Origin of the sequence: Kitasatospora sp. NPDC051164, from assembly GCF_044455625.1 — a bacterium.
Classification (GTDB): Bacteria; Actinomycetota; Actinomycetes; order Streptomycetales; family Streptomycetaceae; genus Kitasatospora.
This window is the reverse complement of record NZ_JBITFB010000036.1, coordinates 1-17,554: the sequence shown is the minus strand read 5'-3', so window position 1 is coordinate 17,554 and position 17,554 is coordinate 1. Positions and strand designations below refer to the sequence as shown.

The window sequence follows — 17,554 nt, the reverse complement described above, 5'->3', positions numbered from 1 at the left end:
TGGTTGAGAGTGAACCTCAAGGGAAGCTCAGGGGTGGCAGTTGGTATTGGTTGAAGGATCTGTCTGTTTGCCGGTAGACCCTCCAGGCAGGAGGCGGTTTTCGGCTCTCTGGCGACAACCTTGCGCCGTCAATACATCCTTGAAACCCCTACCCTTTCAGTCAAGGTCAACTTAAGATCCGAGAGCCCAGTTCGGGAAGCGGCAGGCGAGTGGCCACCGGCGCGCCTCCGCTGCGGATGGACATGACTCAGGCCCCGGGGGGGGTTAGTGAAGTTTCAGTAACGATGTGGACTCGGTCCGGCGCGGCCAGATCCGCCGGGGCTCCGATCCCCTGTCGGACGAGGTATGACGGGCACCCCGCAGTAGGCACGGGATAGTCGTGGCATCACCCGACATCGAACAGTCCTGGCGTCACGACGGGCCATGCGTAACCCCTGCACGCGTCGCCAGCAGTCTCTCCTGAGTCAGTGGGCCCGCCTTTCGATGCACAGGCATACCTCGAGCGGTCCGTGTCCGGTCCGGTGGGTGTCGTCGTCCATAAATGAAGCGAACGGAGTGGTCAGTGCTGGAGCGGGGACCGGGGACCGATAGGCCGGCAGGACATCCGGACGCCGCAGCGCCCGGAAAACGGCGGCTGCTTTGCGACGGCGCGGGCGCGGAGTTCGTGAGAAACGTACCGGCCGAGCTCGCGGAAGCGGCGAAAAGAGTCGACGTGTCCGGTATTGGCCAGGTCATCACGAAAGTCCCTTGGGGGGTGGCATTCGCCGTGATGCTCACGTATATGGAAGTCCCCTTGAGTGTCGTGCTGGTGTCGTCATGGCACCGATCGTGCAGTGCCGGCCGGCGCAACCGCTGACCCTCTTCTCCTCCGCCGGGCGCAGCAGCGGGTTCCCGTCCTTTGCTGCCCAGCCTGCAGCGGGTCGCTCGACCCATCTGGTTTGTATGCGTATTTCTATGAGTGCCAGCAGGGCCTCGCGGCTCAGGCCCCCCGTCCTCCGGGCAGGGACGCCTGCCCGGCTTGAACCAGCCGGCCCTGGACTTCAGTTCAGAACAGCGTACAGAGCTCGACTTCCCCTACGGAGGTATCCATGCCGCGCCCCCCAGCTCTTCCTGCAGCGAGAAAAGTGGAGATCATCCTCGCGGTGTTGGCCGGCGATATGACGGCGGCTGAGGCTGCCCGTGTCGCGGGAGTCTCCAGTCAGGCCATCAGCAACTGGAAGCGATGTTTTCTCAAGGCGGGTCAGGACGGCCTGGTCGGCGCGGTCGACCAGCGGAGCAGCCGGGAAGCCCAGTTGCAGAAGGAGATCGCGGTGCTCAAGGGCGCCTTGGGTGACTCCTATCTGCAGATCCAGGCCTTCCGGTCGCGTCTGCAGCAGCTTCAGCGCCGCTGAACGTTCCGGATCAAGCTACCCCGGTGATTGCGCCTTTCCGGGGAAGTACGAGGCAGTCGGCCTGTTCCCTCAATTTCCCGTCAACTCGTACTGGACGCCTCCCGGCTCGGCTTGGAATTCTGTTCCTGGGCGGGACGTCGAGCACCCGCCGAATTCTACGAGGAGGCAGAAATGAACGAGAAGCTGATGGCCGGATACACCGCTTACACCGACGCGGCCGAGTACGGCGTCGGCGCCGTCGGCGAGGCACCGGCGACCACCCCCGTCTGCACCTTCCTGATGTCGGCCGCGCTCTCCGCGCAGACCGTCATCGGCGGCTGCTGAACCTCCCCCGTTTCTTCTCGAGAGCTTAGGACTTCGCCATGAACACCAGTGAGAAGCTGATCGCCGGTTACGCCGCCTACACCAGCACGGAGGAGTACTCCCTCGGTGCGGCCACCGACCCGCTGGCCTCGATCGAGTCGGTGAGCTGGCTGGTGTCGGCCGCGGCCTCCGGCGCCGTGGTCTCGGCCAGCGTCTCGGCCAGCGTCAAGTACGGCTGCTGATCCGGCCTCATCGGCGCCTGTGACTGGCGCAGTACGGTGCGGCCGTGCTGCGCCCAGTCACTACTTCCTTCCCGCTCAGGGTCTCAATTTTCCGGAATTCTTTGACGGGTTCCGGGAAAGGTTCGAGATCCTGGGTGTGCACTGTCACTTAATCATCGGCGCTTGCGCATCGGTCTGGAATTCTTGACCTGTGGATTCGGGCGCTGCCTGTCGGCCTTATCGGTCCTGGAAGGACTATTCATGAACACCAGTGAGAAGCTGATCGCCGGTTACGCCGCCTACACCAGCACGGAGGAGTACTCCCTCGGTGCGGCCACCGACCCGCTGGCCTCGATCGAGTCGGTGAGCTGGCTGGTGTCGGCCGCGGCCTCCGGCGCCGTGGTCTCGGCCAGCGTCTCGGCCAGCGTCAAGTACGGCTGCTGATCCGGCCTCATCGCCATTACCCGTGACTTCGCAGTGCGGCCCGCCGGCACGACCGGGCCGCACTGCGCGCGTTGCCTCCCCACGACCGGCCGGTGGCCGGTCAGTCCCGGTCCTTGCCCAGGGCCCGGCCCTGACCAGCCGCGGCGTCGGCGATCTCCTGTAGTGCTGTCAGGTGGTGGGCCAGCGCCGTTCTCCCCCGTTGGGTCAACCGGAGCCAGGTGCGCGGCACCTTGCCCACATGCCCCTTACGGACTTCGGCGTACCCCTGTTCCGCGAGGAATGTCACGTTTTTGGACAACAGTGACGGCGACAGTCCGCAGTACTCCTGTACCGCCCGGAAGTCCGACTCGTCGCATGCCGAGAGGAACGCGGCGATCCGCAGGCGGGTCACCGTGCGGAACGCCTCGTCCAGCCCGGCCCCGGGGGTCATCGACGCGCCGCCCTACGGCCGAGTGCCACCCAGACGGCGAGTCCGGCCACTACGCCGAGCCCGGCCATGATGTACCGCATGCTCTCGGCGGCACCGAGGCCCACAATCACGAAGAACGCGGCCATGGTGACCAGGCCGGCCCGCTCCTTGCGGGCCGGCCCCCGTACGCCCCGGACGCCCTGCTGGGTCCGGACGCCCTGCAGCAGGAGCAGAGCGGCAACGCCCAGGACGATTCCTCCCGCGACTCCCGCCAGCCGCAGCCAGATCGACTCGGGTGCCAGGCCGTCCAGGGCGATCGCGGCGGCCACCAGCACCCCGCAGGCCGGAGGGGCCCAGCCGGGCAGCGGAGGACGTGCCCCCAGCTCGTAGGAGATCCGAGCCTCGTCCAGGTCGCGTCGTGCGTCGTCTGCATCCATGGCCATAGAGTGGCATCAAGTTTCCAGTTTTTCAAGTACTTTCTCAAAGATAAAACTGAGGAGGGGGAGGCCACGTGAAACCTTTCGGCTTCGAGAGGGTGTCGAAGAGCTACGGGTCCCATCGGGCCCTGGAATCCATGACGTTCGCCGTGGAGGCCGGCGAGATCTTCGGCTTCCTCGGCGGCAACGGAGCAGGCAAGACCACCGCCCTGCGCATCGGCATCGGGGTGCTCGCCCCGGACGACGGGCAGGTTCGATGGGGCAACCAGCCCGTCGGACGACAGGAGTGGGCCCGGTTCGGCTACATGCCCGAGGAACGCGGTCTGTATCCCAAGATGACCGTGTCCCGGCAACTGGTGTACCTCGGCGAACTGCACGGCCTCTCCAGGGCCGACGCCCGGGACGCCATGCTCCGCTGGACGTCCCGGCTACGGATCGAGGACCACCGCGACAAGCCGGTAGACACCCTCAGCCTGGGCAACCAGCAGCGCGTCCAGCTGGCCGCCGCGCTGGTCCACGACCCTGAGGTACTGATCCTGGACGAGCCGTTCTCCGGGCTCGACCCGCTGGCCGTGGACGACATGAGCGTGGTGCTGCGTAACAAGGCTGAGCAGGGTGTTCCCGTGCTCTTCTCCAGCCACCAGCTGGAACTGGTCGAGCAGCTCTGCGACCGGGTGGGGATCGTCCGTGCCGGGCATCTGGTGGCCTGCGGAACCCTGGATGCCCTCCGCCCCACGGAGCACACTCGCCAGATATATGTCGAGGTCGGCGGGGCCCCCGACAGCTGGCCCGCCGACTGCCCCGCAGTGGCCGGATTCCGGCGGCACGACCAAGGCGTACTGGTGGACCTTATGCCCGGCCGCACCGAGAACGACCTCTTGACGGAGGCCGTCCGCCACGGCATCGTCCACCGGCTCCAGCCTTTCCGGCCCAGCCTCGCCGGACTCTTCCGCGACCTGGTGGAACCGGCCGACACGGAGACGAACGAGGCCGGGTTGCGAACCCATGCTCCCCGAACCACTGAGAAGGACGGTGTGTCCGTATGAACCGCCCTGCCGCTGAACAACGGTCGCTCCGCCCCGCCCGGGTCCGCCTGGTTTTCCGCCGGGAGCTGGACGCACGCATGTTCACCAAGGGTTACCTGATCAGTCTGCTGGCACTCTCCCTGATCACCTTCGGCCTGGTGATGGGGTTCGACCTGGTCGGCCGGGCCACCTCGTCCACGGTGGCTGTCTGCGGCGCGCCCGCCGCATCGTTCGGCGCCGCGCCCGACAAGGTGCGGCTGCAGCCGTGCGCGGACCAAACAGAGGCCCGGGCCCTGGTCCAGGACAAGGATGTGGACGCGGCCGTGGTCGTCGACGGCAGCCACGCCACCGTGCTGGTCCGCGCCGACACCGGTGACCACGCCCGGGCGGGCGTGTCCGCGCTCGGCGAAAACTGGGTGACCTTCCACGCCCTGAGCCTGCAGAAGGTGGACCTGGACCAGCTCGCGCGAGACGCCGCGGCAGCCGCACCCACCACGGTGACGGTCGGGGACGCGGTCAGTACGCTGCAGTTGGGAGCCGCCGTCAGTCTGATCGTCATCCTGTTCATGCAGATCATCGGTCAGGGGGCGGTGGTCGCCCAGGGGGTGGTCGAGGAGAAGTCCACCCGCGTCGTGGAGGTGCTCCTCGCCACGCTCACCCCTCTGGAACTGCTCATCGGCAAGGTGTCCGGCATCGCCACCGCTGCGGTGGTTCAGGTGGCCTCGATGCTCGGCGCCGTGATCGCGGCACGGTCCCTGATGTCCGAGCAGGCCGAAGCCCTGCCGGGACCCCAGGCCCTGGCCACCACAGTGCTATGGTTCCTGCTGACTTTCGCGATGTTCGCCTCGCTGTTCGCGGCTGCCGGATCGCTCGTCTCGCGGCCGGAGGACCTGCAGGGTGTGATGATGCCGGTGATGCTGCTGGCCCTCGCACCCGTGGGGGTCGCGGCGGCGGCCGCCGCCCAGCTGTCGGCCCCCTGGGTAACGGCAGTGCAGTACATTCCGCCATTCTCCGGCCTGGTGATGCCGCTGAAGGCCGCGGTCGGCGCGGTCTCTCCGGCCGAACAAGTCGTCGCCGCCGGGATCCTGCTCCTGGTCACCGCAGGCTGCATGGCGCTCGCCGCCCGGATCTACCGCAACTCGATTCTGCGGATCGGCGCTCCCGTCCGCTGGCGCCAGGCGCTCGTTTCCTGACTTCGCGAGGCAGGGCTGCAAAGGGGCTGTCCCGGCGCTCGAGCGCCGGGACAGCCCCTTTGACCTTTGGTCCCGTCAGGCGGCTGCGAGCGCCTGCGTCTCCACCAGCCGGCGGTAGGCGGCACAGCGTCCCAGCAGAACTCGGTGATCGGCCGCGTCCAGTACCCGGCCCCGGTCCATCATGATCACCTGGTCCGCGTGCTGAATGGTGGAGAGCCGGTGGGCGACCACGATCACCGCCCGGGAGGCAGCCAGATCGTCCACGATCGCCCGGAAGCGCCGCTCGTTGAGACCGTCGAGCTGGCTGGTCGGCTCGTCCAGCAGCACTACGTCGGCCTGGGACAGCAGCGCCCTGGCCAGGGCCATCCGCTGGCGCTGGCCACCGGAGAGGTTGCTCTCACGGCCCAGCACGGTGTCCAGACCCTGCGGCAGGACGGAGATCTCCGCGGCCAGGCCCACGGCATCCAGGACCCGGCTCAGCTCCTCCTCGGAGGCCGGTTCGGTGCGGCCCAGTTGGAGGTTCTCCCGGACGGTGGCCTCCACCAGGGTGAACTCCTGATCCACATAGGCGATTCGGGCCCGCAGCGCGTCCAGGGGCCAGTCGCAGGTGTCGTGGCCGAGCAGACTGATACGCCCACCACTCACGTCCACGAACCGGTCTGCCAGCGATAGCACCGTAGTCTTCCCTGCGCCGGACGCGCCCACCAGCGCGGTCAGGCCGACCCGCTGCATGCTGAAGGAGACGCCGTCCAAGGCCTCCGTGGTCACCCCCGGGTACCGGTACGACACGTTGTCGAACACCACTGCGGGTGCGTCCGCGACCGGCTCAGGGACGGTGTGCGCGGTGTCGTTCTCACCTTCCGGATCCAGCGCCAGCAGCTCATTGCAACGATCCCGGGCAGCCAGTCCCGCCTGCAGCCGGCCCACCGCGGTGGTGAGCGAGGTGGCCGGAGCGAGAGTCTGCAGGAGGTAGAGCAGGAATGCCGCGAAGTCGGGCATGGACAGGTCACCCGAGGCCATCCGGTGACCGCCGGTCAGGATGACCGCGATCATCGCACCCTGGTTGGCCAGCGCGGTCACCGCAGGAATCAGCGTCTCCAGCCGGGCGCCCTTGACGGACACCGCGCGCAGTTGGTCAGCCTCCTGCTCCAGCGCCCTGGTGGACAGTGCTTCGGCACGGTAGGCCTTGATGGTGGTCAACGCGGACAGGTGAGAGCTGAACCGCTGGGCGATCTGTCCCACCGCCGACTGCTGCAGGACGAAGTTGTTCTTCAGCCGGGCCAGCACCACGGTCATGGTCGCGGTGACCAGAGCCAACGCGCCAACCGTGACCAGAGTGAGGATCCAGTCGATCCACAGCATCACCCCCAGGGTCGACACCACCGTCAGCACAGCCAGCGGCACCTGGGCACTGACATCGACGACCTGACGCAGCAGCAGGGCGTCCGAGGTGATCCGAGCGGTGAGATTGCCGGCGCCCTCGGTACGAACCGTGGCCAGCGGCAACCGCAGGGAGTGCTCCATGATCCGCACCCGTAGGCGCATGATCATGGCCTCGCCGCTGCGCGACACCAGGTACCCGGCGCCGGCTTGGGCCGCGGCCCCGCCGACGGCGGCAAGGCACATCCACAGGACCGGAGTGATGACCGATGTGTCGGTGGCAAAACCGACAATGACCTCCTTTACGAGCAGAGGCACACTGAGCGCGGCCGCCGTGGCCACCAATGCCAGCAGGATGGCCGAGGCCAGGGTGGCGGGCCGGGTCGACAGTTCCCTGCGCAGCCGGATGACACGGTCGGCCGACCCTGGCCGTTCGAGGCCGGCGGCGGAAGGTGGGGTCACGGCGGTACCGGACTCTGGAAGGGTGGCAACGGACATGGCGTGTTCCTTCGGGGTCGATGTGGACGACGGACGGGACGCTTGAGGAGCCGGCGGGCGACGCCCGGGTCAGGGCAGTCCGCCACCGCGGGCACGCAGGGCGAGGTGGGCCTCGCCCAGGGCAGCCTTGAGCCCGTCGATCTGGTTGAGAAGCTCCCGCTCGCGGCGGGCGGACTCGCTGCTCCCTCGGGACGGCTGCAAACCGTGCTGCCCGGCCTCGACGAACTGGCGGCGCCACACTGACACCGCCTGGGCCGACACCCCGGCCTGCTGCGCGGCCACGGACAGCGTTATCCGCCCGGCGAGCAGGTCCAGGACGAGCCGCGTCTTCTCCGCGGGGGAAACCGCTGGTCGGTGGGACACTGGGCGTGCGACCCCCTAATCACGTGTTTTGGATTGTTGACGGCGACCGGCCGAGTGGCCGGCGTTCACTCGATCCCGTCGAGGAGGCCGACCAGCAGGTCCGAGTAGCCGTGGAGTTGCGGGGCCCAGCCGACGTAGCAGGCGAAGTCGGCGGCGTGGCAGGCCACGCGGACCGTCTCGCCCGCTCTTAGCAGTCGGGTGTCCAGTCCCTGCCCGTAGGCGGTCAGGAAGCTCTCGCGCACCTCGTCCAACAGCGGCCACTCGATGCCGGCCTGCTGGGCGGCGGCCCGGTACTCGGTCAGTTCGCCCAGCGCCCAGGCGACGTCCGCCTCAGGGCGGCCTGCGGCGGCCTCGGGACCGGACAGGACCGAGACCTCAGGCCCGGAACCCGCAGACGCCTCCGAGCCGGTGCCGGCCGGATCGGCCACCACCACCGCGCCCAGGGAGAACCCGCCGTGCAGGGTTACCCGTGCCTCCTGCGGACCGGGTGTCAGCAACAGGTAGGTCAGGTCGGCCAACTGCCGCCATCGGGCGGTGCCGAGCCGGGAGCGCAGCCGGTAGTGGAACCCCGCCGAGGCGCGCGGACCGCGTCCTGCGGCAAGCCACTGAGCCAGCCGCCGGGGCCCCGGCGGCTGCGGCAGTTCTTCGGCCGGTGAGGGCCCGGGGCCCGAATGCAGCGCACGCAGCACGAGGCCGAGCACCCGGGCGTACTCCGGGAGCCGTTCGTGGCCTGGCTCCACACCGGCCTCGGCTGGTGCGGCGGACGCCTCGAGCAGCGCGCCGAAACTGTGCCGCCCGTTCACCTCCCACAGGTAGGCGTCGGGCTCCGCCACGACGGGCCGTGCGAAGCGCACTCGCTCGTCGGAGGCGTCCCGGAGCGCTGTGGCGTAGCTGGCGGACAGGACGGGGAACGGCGCCGGGCGCTGTGGGCCCGGGGTTCGCCGCCAGCTGACACCACCGCCGGGGATCGCACTGATTCGGGTGTGCTGGAATCCGGTGCCGAACTCCAGCAGTACCTGCTCCTCCTCGACGGCCGTCATGACCCGCCCCCCGACCAGGCGCACAGGTCGTCCAGGGCTGCCACGGCGTGGGTCAGCAGGGCGGCCGTGCCGACGCCCTCCTCGCCCGTGGTCAGACTCACCCCGTTGACCGGCGGCAGGACCGCGAAGTTGTCCCGCTCCGCCAGGGCTGCCACATGGGCACGGTAGGCGGGGTTGAGATGCCCGCCCGGTGGCAGCGCCGGGCAGACGACGACCGGCGCCCGGGTGCACTGCAGAGCCAACAGCGTCGGTGTGTCGGCGAGCCCCAGCGCGAGCCGGGCGACGAAGTGCATGGTCGCAGGGTGGACCAGAACGGCGTCGGGCCATTCGGCGAGTTCTACATGCAGCGCCCGGTCCGGCTGGTCCGGCCAGATGTCCACGGTGGGCAGGCTGGCACCGCTCGCCACGGCGATCGCGGTGGCGCCGGTGAACCGGAGCGCGGACGGGGTGACTATGCACCGCACCTCGGTGCCGGGGTAGCCGCTGCGGAACCAGGACAGCCACTGGGGGAGGAACATGGCCTGGATGCCGCCGGTCGCGACGTAGAGCAGGCGCTTGGCCCTCAGCGGCGGCAGTGAGTCCGAGCCGGTCAGCGGGGATCCGGAAGCGGGGGCGGTCATCAGTTTCCCCTCCGCTCGACGGCGGCGAGGATTGCCGACAGGTCGCGGACCGCCGCTCCGGGGCCTTCCCCGATGTGTACGCCCCCCACGTTCACCACGACTTCGTCGACGCCGATCGTGTAGAACTCGGCAAGCCGGGCGGCGATCTCGTCGGGAGTCCCGGTGACCACCACACCGTGTTCCACCAGCAGTCGGGCGCCGGTGCGCGGGTCGGCCGGGTCCACCGGGACGCCGGCTTGGTTGAGCATGTTCGTGTAGTGCTGGGTGGACAGGTGGTTGCGGACGGCGTGGTGGGCGATCTCGGCCAGGTCTCGTCCGGGCCGGGTGACGGCGCACTGGACCACCGCCGCGATGCGCGGAGTGCGGCGCCCGGCCTCCCGCGCAGCAGCCGCGAGGGTAGGGCCGATCTGTGCGGCAAGGTAGGCGGGAGGCGTGAGCCAGGTGATCGCCCAGTCGGCGATCTGGCCGGCCAGGCGGGCCATCGGCTCGCGCAGCACGCCCAGGCCCAGCTCGACCGGCGGGGCATCGACGTCGGGAAGTTCCAGACCGTCGGTGGCCCACGGTCCGTCGGGCTCTACGGCGCACTTCCCGTCCAGCAGGGTGCGCATCATGGTGACGTACTGGCGGGTCGCGGTGACCGGCTTCGCGTACGGGGCGCCCAGCATGTTCCGTTGCAGGGCAGCCGCGCCGGGGCCGATGCCCGCCACGTAGGTGCGGCCGGAGAGAAGGGCGACCGACCGGGCGTTGACGGCAGCGGTCAGCGGGTGACGCAGCGGCATCACGGTGACGGCAGTGCCGTAGGCGAGGTCCATGCCGCTCTGGGCGAGTGCGGCGAACATATGGTGCGACTCGATGTTCAGCGACTGCCCGACCCATAGGCGGCGCGCTGAAGTGGTCTCCGCGAGCCTCGCGTAGGAGGAGACGGAGCCCGTCTCGAAGGGCATGACGGGATAGAAGACACTGGTTGTGGGCATGCGGGATCCCTCCTTCTTCGTTCGGTGGTGCGTGGTGGCGCCGTTTGCCCGGTGCGCGTGGCGAGGGACGAGGTATTTCAGTTCCACCGTTCGGCCAGGCCGTCGCCGTCCCCGCAGAGCACGCCGGACAACAACTCCCGCCGGTACAGTCCGGCGGCCTCCCGTACGTCCTCGCGGGTCAGTTTCGCCACCTCCCGGGGCAGTCCGGCGATGGCCTCGATGGGCAGCCCGAGGGTCAGATAGGACAGCAAGCACGCCGCCCGACCGTGCTGGGAGCCGAGGTTCAGCGCATATTTGCCGGTGATGTGTCCGACTGCCTCGGCGAGCTCCCGCTCGGTGGGGCCGTGCTCGGCGAAGTTGTCGAGCATGTCGAGCAGCCGATTCATGGCCTCGCCGCCGGCTCCCGCCCTCACATCGGCCTCAATGGCGAAGACGTCGCCGTCCACATGGTCGGCGACCAGGGCCACAGTCCGGTAGGCCAGGCCGAGTTCCTCCCGCAGCAGGGTATTGATACGGGAGGAGAACGAACCGCCCAGGATCAGCGAGGCCACCTGGGCAGCCGCGTAGCGGGCAAGATCGGTGCGAGGGAACGACTCGGCGGAGAGCCGGAGGTGGTCCTGCGCCAGCCCGGAGACCCGCACGGTGCGCACCTCCCGCCGACTGCTCGGCGTGGGACGGGTGGGTCGCGCCCCGGCGCCCGGGGCCCAGCCGTCAAGCCGTGCCCTGACCAGCTCCGCGGTCCGGTCCTCGTCGAGGTCTCCGCACAGCACCAGCAGGGCGCCGCCGGGCACGACCTGCGCCCGGTGGGCGGCAGTGACCTCGTCCGCGGTGACCGACGCGGCGTCGTGCGGTGAGGGCGCCGGCTCCGCGAACAGCGGTACAGCCCCGTAGTGCTGCTCCCACATCCGGCGGCTGGTGTGCACTGCCGGCTGGGCTGCGGCCAGGGCTGCCTGCTGGGCAGATTTGGAGGTCGCGGCACGGACCCGTTCCTTGGGATAGTCGGCCCGTACGACTGCCGCAACGGTGTCCAGCAGCACCGGCAGGCGGTCCGCCCTGCTGCTGAGCGAGAGGGTGAGCCAGTGGCTGCGACGGGCGACCGTGACTATGCCGCCCTGCTGTTCGAAGGCCGCGCACTGTGGCAGGTCGGGCCAGCAGGCGGCGAGGGCGTCGAGGACCGCGAGGTCACGGGCGGCTGTCAGCTCCACGGGCAGGGCCAGGTGTGCCTGCACCATGGGGACCGTGCGCAGCGCTGAGACGACCGTGGTGGGTCCCCCGTCCGGCCGGCTGGTCAGGGCGGCAGGCATACAAACGGCTGCGGCGGCGGGCGTTGCCCAGCCGGCGGTCTGGGCTGCGGTCATGCGGCGTTCTCCTGGGTGGGGAGTCGGTGCGGCCTCGGCACCGTCCCTGGTAGCAGGGTCAGTACGGCCCGGCCGGTCCGGCCGGCCACGGCGGCGGCCGCAGCGGCCACCGCGTCCGGTCCGGTTCGGGCTACTGCCTCGGCGAGCCGTTCGGCGATGTCGGGTTGGTTGAACAGCAACGTTCCGCGGGCCAGGAAGCGCACCCGGTGCAGCAGCGAGTCGAGGTTCTGATACAGGTCAGTTACCGCGCGGGCCACCGACCGCTCCACCTCCTCGCCCAGTCCCGGCGCCGAGCCGGAGGCCAGTTCCGTGCAGTGGCCGGTGATGGTCTCCAGGACGAGGTCCGCCATGCCCTCAGGGTGGTGGGAGACGATCACGAACGTGTCGGGGTCCTTGACCATCAGCGGACCGAACAGGCCCACGGAGGAGTCCACCAGTGCTCCCAGCGGTGCGAAGGCCCGCCGGAGGCGGGAGTTGGATCCACCGGTGAGCAGCTGTTGCAGCACGACGAAGGCGGCGTAGCCGTCCAGGTCGGCCGCCGCGTCAGGCAATCGGCAACCGATGGCGAGGGCGGGGCGGGGGGCCAAGGGATCGTGGCAGACGCCCTCTCGCTGCTCCTGGGCCACCGGTTCCCGGATGTCGGCGAGCGGTGCCGGCGGCTGTCCGGGCACGTCGGCGAAGATCCTGCGTGCGGCGTCCAGCACGGCCTGCGGGTCGACCTCGCCGCACACCGCGAGGACCGCGTTGCCGGGCGCGTAGTGTCGGCGGTAGAAGTCGGCGCAGTCGGCGACGCTCGCTGCGTCGAGGTCGTGTGTCTCCCCGTAGCCGTTGTGGGTGTTCTCCCACTTCCGGTACAGCACTGCGGGCAGCCGGATCCACGGGAACCCTCCGTACGGGCGGCCGGTGACCTGTTGCCGGATCTCCTCTTTGATCACATCACGCTGGGTGGCGAAGTTCCGTTCGGTCACCTCCAGGCGGGCCATCCGGTCCGCCTCCAGCACGAGGATCTCCTCCAGCGCGTCGGCCGGAACCACCTGATGATAGTCCGTCACATCGGGAAACGTATTGCCGTTCACGGTTCCGCCGCGCGCCTGAACCCGGGCGAAATGCTCACCGGCTGCGACATTCCGCGACCCCTGGAACATCATGTGCTCGAACAGGTGGGCAAAACCGGCCCGGTCCGGCGGCTCGCTACGGAATCCGACGCCATAATTCACAGCAACGCCCACTCCGGTGACGCCGGGAATTCCCCATGCCACTACTTTCAATCCGTTGTCGATGGTTGTCTCAAGGATGGTCTCCGGCATGCCCGAATAGAATCACAGCCCGTACCCGGCATCAAGCTATGGTTAGACGGTGGGTGAGGAATTCGCAGGTAGGCGCCCCATAACCTGCTGCCGAGTAAAAAAACCCGCAAAATTGAGCATTGCCCAAGGCCAATCCCCCCGCCTATGGTTCAGGTCATGGTCAAACTGCGTGCATCTGCGAAGCGGCCCCAATTTCAGCCAGTGGACCTGCAAAAGGTCCCGCATGTCGACGCTCTCCTTGAAGAGCTGAATGTCGGGCCTTTCGATCCGTCGACGGTGAGCGCGGCCCTGGGGCGCAACAACAACTGGTCCGGAACGACCCGCGGTGGTGAACGGGTATTCGTCAAACAACTCCTCGATGGAGAGAGTGACGAGCGGATACGCCGCACCGAGTCCGCCTGGCGGGCCTGCGACGGCCGGCTGAGCACCCCGCGTCTGATCGGCTCCGATCCCGAGCACGCCCTGCTGGTGTTCGCGCACGTGCCCGATGCGCGCAGTGGTGTCGAGCTGCTGGGCGATGAGGAGTTCGACGAGGATCTGTGTGCCCGCGCCGGGCGCGCGTTGGCGGTCCTGCACGGGCTGGACGTCGAGGAGCTGGACACCTCGCCCCACCCGCTACCACCGCTGCCGCTGCTGGAGGCCCTGTCGCTGGACTACTACCGCCGCGCCTCGGCGGCGGAACTGTCCATGTGGCGGCTGCTGCAGGCCGATCTCCCGCTGATCGAGGCGTTGGGCGCGCTGCGCGCCGCGGACACCGAGGAGGTGCCCTCACGCTGTGCGATCCACGGCGACCTGCGCCTGGACCAGTTCCTGCTCTCCGGCGACGAGCTGCACCTCACCGACTTCGAGGAGTTCCGGGCTGGCGACCCCGCCCGCGACATCGGCGCGTTCGCCGGTGAGTGGCTCTTCCACGCAGTCGTCGGCATCCCAGCGAAGCTGGCCGAGTCCTCGTCCTTCGGCCATGTCGCCACCCACGAGGAGATCATCGCCACTGGTGCCGCCGAGATCGAGCAACGCGCTCCCTACGTTCGCGCGTTCTTCAGTGCCTATCTGGAGGACGCCCCCGGCCGGGTGCACGACGACAAGGGCCTCGCGGCGCGCGCGGCCGCCTACGCTGGCTGGCACATGCTCGACCGGATGCTGGCTGCGGCCGGCAACGCCGCCCACCTCTCCGCGGTGAACAAGGCCGCCGCAGGCATCGGCCGCACGGTGCTGCTCTCCCCGGCCGACTTCACCTCGTCCCTGGGTCTGGAGGCGTGAAAATGCACGGACACCTGGAACTCTCCCCGCGGGTCGCCGCCCTGATCGACCGAATCCACGTCCAGCCCGGTGCCCTCAAAGCCGAGACGGCCGGTGAGATCTACGAGGGTGAGACGCCGCAGGCGCTCTCCCGCAGCCTGGGCACCGCCCTCTACCAGACGCTGCACGTCGGCCGGGACAAGCCGATCGACAGCGTCCGCCGCACGTGGCGCGACCCTGCCTTCGACGAGGTGCTCACCCAGGCGGTCGGCGGCCGGCACACCCGGCTGCCGGTTCGTGTCCTCGCCGAAACGGCCTCTGGTGCCACGGTCTCCATGGACGGTGTCCGGGTCCGGGTCCCGGCCGAGACGATTGACAACCGCGCCGAAGTCCAGAGCAGCGACGGCCCGCGCACCGAGGCAACCGTGCGGATCCCCACCTCGCGGCCGGGCCTGTCCCCTGGCTTCTTTCTCACCTTCTCCTCCCGTGGACCGCTGAAGGCGGGCGGAGCGCTGCTTCGGCTCTATGCCCGGATTGAGGACCCCGACGCGGCGCCCGAGGTGTGGCGCGCCCTGGTCGACCACCTGGAAGATTCCGGGGTTCCGTGGCAGGCGAAGATCTCCTCCTCCCTCGAGCTGTATCCGCGCAATGACGCGCTAGTGGTCTACCTGCCGCGGCCCGGCTGGCGCCAGGCCCAGTCCTGCGCCGAACTCCTGCAGTCCACCGGCCTGTTGGGCGAGGGCACCTCGCCGTTCGCACAGCCGATCACCAGCTCCGTCGGCTGCGCCTTCGAGCCTGACGACCCCAGGCCGGCCCGGCGCGAGATGAGCTTCGGTCAGCACCGCACCCAAGTCCTCGCCGACGCGCTGGTCCGCCATGCCCTGCTCCCGGTGGCCGAAGCGGGCCCCGTCGAGGAGATCGTCGCCGAAGCGTTCATCGACGCGGGCATCGACCCCGCGGTCCCCGCGCGCAACCTCTCCTCTCCCATGACCGACGTGCTCCGCGGCTACTGAGCCACCTGCTCGCCTCTCCGCTCCACGACTGTCCAGTACCCGAAAGGAACTTCCCCATGTCCGCAGATACGTCTGCAGCCTCCTCGTATGACGTCGTGGTCGTCGGCGGCGGCCCGGCCGGCTCCACCCTGGCCGGGCTGCTGGCCAAGGACGGACACCGCGTCCTCGTCCTGGAGCGTGAACGGTTCCCTCGCTACCACATCGGCGAGTCCCTGGTCACCGGCATGATCCCGGTGATGGAGGAACTCGGCGTGGTGGACGAACTCGAGACCCGATTCCAGCGCAAGAGCGGTATCAACCTGGTGTGGGGCAGTGACCCGCAGCCCTGGCGCTCCGACTTCTCCGCCACCGGCGGCCTCTACGACCACTCCTGGCACGTGCGCCGCGACGAGTTCGACCAGCTGCTGCTGGACACCGCCCGCAAGTTCGGCGCCGATGTGGTCGAGGAGGCCCACGTCACCTCCGTCATTCAGGACGAGGCCGGCACCGTCACCGGCGTCACCTACACCTGTGACGGTGTGGAGCATCAGGTGGCGGCCCGCTACGTGGCGGATGCCTCGGGCCAGAGCCGCCTGCTGACGCGCAACCTCACCACCGTCACCTGGCAGGAGGACCTGCGCAACGTTGCCGTGTGGACCTACTACAACGACTACAAGCCGCTCGAATTCGCCCAGGACATCCTGGTGGAGGCATTGGACCAGGGGGGCTGGATGTGGGGCATCCCGGTCTCCGACACCAAGCTCAGCCTGGGCTACGTCATGCCCGCTAACCAGCTGAAGGACGCCTCCAAGGACGGCCGCAGCCGACGCGAGGTCTTCGAGGAGGGGCTCGCCTCCAGCCGGATCGCCAAGGGCATGGTCGAGAACGCAACGGAGGACGGTGAACTGCGTACCGCCCGCGACTGGTCACACGTCAGCAACGCGTTCCACGGGCCGGGCTGGCTCGCGGTCGGTGATGCCGCCTGCTTCATCGACCCGCTGTTTTCGTCCGGCGTGTGGCTGGGCACCTCCGGGTCCTGGCTCGCTGCCCGCTCCCTCGACGTGGCGCTGAAGAACCCCGCCGACGCGCAACAGTCCCTCGACCGGTTCGCCTCGCTCTACCGCCAGCTCTTCGAGGACATCCTCGCCTACGTGCGGTTCTTCATGGATCCCACCCGACTCAAGGAGGAGTACATGGAGCGGGCCCAAGGCATCGGCCGCACGTACACCGAGAACTCCCGGGTCGGCTTCATAAGCCTCATCTCCGGCGTCAGCGCGCTGCCGGAGCTGGTCACCTTCGACCCGATGGGTGAAGAGGGCATGATCGAGAGCATCCGGGCGCGCTACGAGAAGGTCATCGAGACGAAGCTGGCCCGCGGCGAGATCGACCTGGAGACCCTCACCGCGATGGAGGCAGAGTCGATGGCCGCGATAGCGGCCCAGGCCGCCGCCGAGGACGGGGAAACGGCCTCCGCAGAGACCACTCCCGCATGACCCCGCCCCCCTGCACCGGCGTACCCGCACAACCCCCGGGCGGGTACGCCGGCCTCACCCGTCCCGGAGGACACCCGTGTCCAGTCATGACCTGGTACGCCTGTTCGTGGGGCTCGCCGCCGCAGTACTGCTGTCCCGGCTGGCCGGACGCCTCGCCATTCGGCTTAGGCAGCCGCCCGTGGTCGGTGAGATCGCCGCAGGGGTGCTGATCGGCCCCACACTCCTCGGCGGAGCCGTCGGCAGCCTGCTCTTCCCCGAGGGTGTGCGACCGCTGCTCACAGGGGTCGCCGACTTGGGGCTCGCCTTGTTCATGTTCGGTGTTGGCCTGCACCTGGAACCGTCGTCCCTGCGGAGGCAGGCAAGGACCGCGGGTGCCGTGTCCCTGGGCGCCACGCTCCCTGCCTTCGTGCTCGGCGCAGGACTGGGTCTGCTGCTCACCGATGGCGGCTCCAACGGTCACCGGATGGCAACCGTTGTGTTCCTGGGCCTCACCCTCTCCGTCACCGCGCTACCCGTCCTGGCTCGGATCCTGGCGGACCGGGGCCTGGCCGCCAGCCGCGAGGGTGCCGTGGCGATGGCGTCCGCCGCAGTGGTGGACGTGCTGGCCTGGGGCGCGCTCGCCGCCGTCACCGCAATGGTGTCGGATGGGCAGGCGGGCATCCTACTCTTCGTCCCCTATCTGCTGCTCATGCTGCTGGTGGTCCGGCCGTTGCTGGCCCGTTCCCCCCGGCGGCCAGGAGCGCCGGTCCTCATCGCCGGTGCTCTGCTCTCGGCAGCCGCCACCGAGGTGATGGGGCTGCACCTCATCTTCGGCGCCCTGTTGTTCGGTCTGATCACACCGCGTTCCCCCGCCGGTTCCCCGGAGCA

19 protein-coding genes are annotated in these 17,554 nt (G+C 69.1%); 10 read left to right on the top strand and 9 right to left on the bottom strand.

The genetic code is table 11. The features are described 5' to 3' along the window. Positions 1 to 1,124: 1,124 nt before the first annotated feature. The 4 genes from ACIBEC_RS38615 (at position 1,125) to ACIBEC_RS38600 (ending at position 2,359) form a co-directional block, all read left to right on the top strand. A complete protein-coding gene (locus ACIBEC_RS38615; protein WP_360505510.1) occupies positions 1,125 to 1,391 on the top strand; it encodes a helix-turn-helix domain-containing protein in 267 nt (88 codons plus the stop codon). A gap of 171 nt (positions 1,392 to 1,562) precedes the next feature. Continuing rightward, complete coding sequence (locus tag ACIBEC_RS38610) at positions 1,563 to 1,715, top strand: LxmA leader domain family RiPP (RefSeq protein WP_360505508.1); 153 nt, start codon at positions 1,563 to 1,565, stop codon at positions 1,713 to 1,715. A gap of 38 nt (positions 1,716 to 1,753) precedes the next feature. Further along, on the top strand, positions 1,754 to 1,936 hold the full coding sequence (locus ACIBEC_RS38605; RefSeq protein ID WP_360505506.1) for a hypothetical protein: 183 nt from the start codon (positions 1,754 to 1,756) through the stop codon (positions 1,934 to 1,936). 240 nt (positions 1,937 to 2,176) lie between these two features. Beyond that, positions 2,177 to 2,359, top strand: a complete 183-nt coding sequence (locus ACIBEC_RS38600; RefSeq protein WP_360505506.1) for a hypothetical protein — start codon at positions 2,177 to 2,179, stop codon at positions 2,357 to 2,359. 100 nt (positions 2,360 to 2,459) lie between these two features. Here the strand turns inward: ACIBEC_RS38600 and ACIBEC_RS38595 are convergent, their stop codons facing one another. Further along, positions 2,460 to 2,789 (bottom strand): transcriptional regulator, encoded by a 330-nt coding sequence (locus ACIBEC_RS38595; RefSeq protein WP_360505504.1) that lies wholly within the window; start codon positions 2,787 to 2,789, stop codon positions 2,460 to 2,462. Continuing rightward, a complete protein-coding gene (locus ACIBEC_RS38590) occupies positions 2,786 to 3,205 on the bottom strand; it encodes a hypothetical protein (RefSeq protein WP_360505502.1) in 420 nt (139 codons plus the stop codon). Before ACIBEC_RS38590 ends, ACIBEC_RS38595 begins: the two co-directional genes overlap by 4 nt. A gap of 137 nt (positions 3,206 to 3,342) precedes the next feature. On the opposite strand from ACIBEC_RS38590, the gene ACIBEC_RS38585 reads away from it, so the two are divergent. Together ACIBEC_RS38585 and ACIBEC_RS38580 are read left to right on the top strand one after the other, a co-directional pair. Then, positions 3,343 to 4,251, top strand: a complete 909-nt coding sequence (locus ACIBEC_RS38585; protein ID WP_360505500.1) for an ATP-binding cassette domain-containing protein — start codon at positions 3,343 to 3,345, stop codon at positions 4,249 to 4,251. Between the two features lie 77 nt (positions 4,252 to 4,328). Then, positions 4,329 to 5,423 (top strand): ABC transporter permease, encoded by a 1,095-nt coding sequence (locus tag ACIBEC_RS38580; protein ID WP_360505498.1) that lies wholly within the window; start codon positions 4,329 to 4,331, stop codon positions 5,421 to 5,423. A 75-nt stretch (positions 5,424 to 5,498) separates the two neighbouring features. On the opposite strand, the gene ACIBEC_RS38575 is transcribed toward ACIBEC_RS38580, so the two are convergent. The 7 genes from ACIBEC_RS38575 to ACIBEC_RS38545 form a co-directional block, all read right to left on the bottom strand. Further along, positions 5,499 to 7,301 (bottom strand): ABC transporter ATP-binding protein, encoded by a 1,803-nt coding sequence (locus tag ACIBEC_RS38575; RefSeq protein WP_360505496.1) that lies wholly within the window; start codon positions 7,299 to 7,301, stop codon positions 5,499 to 5,501. 69 nt (positions 7,302 to 7,370) lie between these two features. Then, on the bottom strand, positions 7,371 to 7,664 hold the full coding sequence (locus ACIBEC_RS38570; RefSeq protein ID WP_360505494.1) for a helix-turn-helix domain-containing protein: 294 nt from the start codon (positions 7,662 to 7,664) through the stop codon (positions 7,371 to 7,373). Between the two features lie 65 nt (positions 7,665 to 7,729). Next, positions 7,730 to 8,704 carry a hypothetical protein gene (locus ACIBEC_RS38565; protein ID WP_360505492.1) on the bottom strand — a complete coding sequence of 325 codons (975 nt, stop codon included), beginning with the start codon at positions 8,702 to 8,704 and terminating at the stop codon, positions 7,730 to 7,732. After that, positions 8,701 to 9,324: a flavoprotein gene (locus ACIBEC_RS38560; RefSeq protein WP_360505491.1), complete on the bottom strand. Its 624-nt coding sequence runs from the start codon at positions 9,322 to 9,324 to the stop codon at positions 8,701 to 8,703. The genes ACIBEC_RS38565 and ACIBEC_RS38560 overlap by 4 nt, the downstream gene beginning before the upstream one ends. Then, complete coding sequence (locus ACIBEC_RS38555) at positions 9,324 to 10,298, bottom strand: LLM class flavin-dependent oxidoreductase (RefSeq protein ID WP_360505489.1); 975 nt, start codon at positions 10,296 to 10,298, stop codon at positions 9,324 to 9,326. The genes ACIBEC_RS38560 and ACIBEC_RS38555 overlap by 1 nt, the downstream gene beginning before the upstream one ends. Before the next feature lie 77 nt (positions 10,299 to 10,375). Continuing rightward, on the bottom strand, positions 10,376 to 11,530 hold the full coding sequence (locus ACIBEC_RS38550; protein ID WP_360505487.1) for an insulinase family protein: 1,155 nt from the start codon (positions 11,528 to 11,530) through the stop codon (positions 10,376 to 10,378). Positions 11,531 to 11,652: 122 nt separating this feature from the next. Next, positions 11,653 to 12,963 carry a pitrilysin family protein gene (locus ACIBEC_RS38545; protein ID WP_360505485.1) on the bottom strand — a complete coding sequence of 437 codons (1,311 nt, stop codon included), beginning with the start codon at positions 12,961 to 12,963 and terminating at the stop codon, positions 11,653 to 11,655. A 156-nt stretch (positions 12,964 to 13,119) separates the two neighbouring features. On the opposite strand from ACIBEC_RS38545, the gene lxmK reads away from it, so the two are divergent. The 4 genes from lxmK to ACIBEC_RS38525 form a co-directional block, all read left to right on the top strand. Beyond that, positions 13,120 to 14,223, top strand: coding sequence for a class V lanthionine synthetase subunit LxmK (gene lxmK, locus ACIBEC_RS38540; RefSeq protein WP_360505483.1), 1,104 nt, complete (start codon positions 13,120 to 13,122; stop codon positions 14,221 to 14,223). Positions 14,224 to 14,225: 2 nt separating this feature from the next. After that, on the top strand, positions 14,226 to 15,215 hold the full coding sequence (locus tag ACIBEC_RS38535) for a T3SS effector HopA1 family protein (protein WP_360505481.1): 990 nt from the start codon (positions 14,226 to 14,228) through the stop codon (positions 15,213 to 15,215). A 56-nt stretch (positions 15,216 to 15,271) separates the two neighbouring features. Further along, positions 15,272 to 16,687 (top strand): FAD-dependent oxidoreductase, encoded by a 1,416-nt coding sequence (locus ACIBEC_RS38530; protein ID WP_360505479.1) that lies wholly within the window; start codon positions 15,272 to 15,274, stop codon positions 16,685 to 16,687. A gap of 76 nt (positions 16,688 to 16,763) precedes the next feature. After that, positions 16,764 to 17,554, top strand: a 791-nt coding sequence (locus ACIBEC_RS38525; RefSeq protein ID WP_360505477.1) for a cation:proton antiporter, incomplete at its 3' end; no start/stop codon positions are given.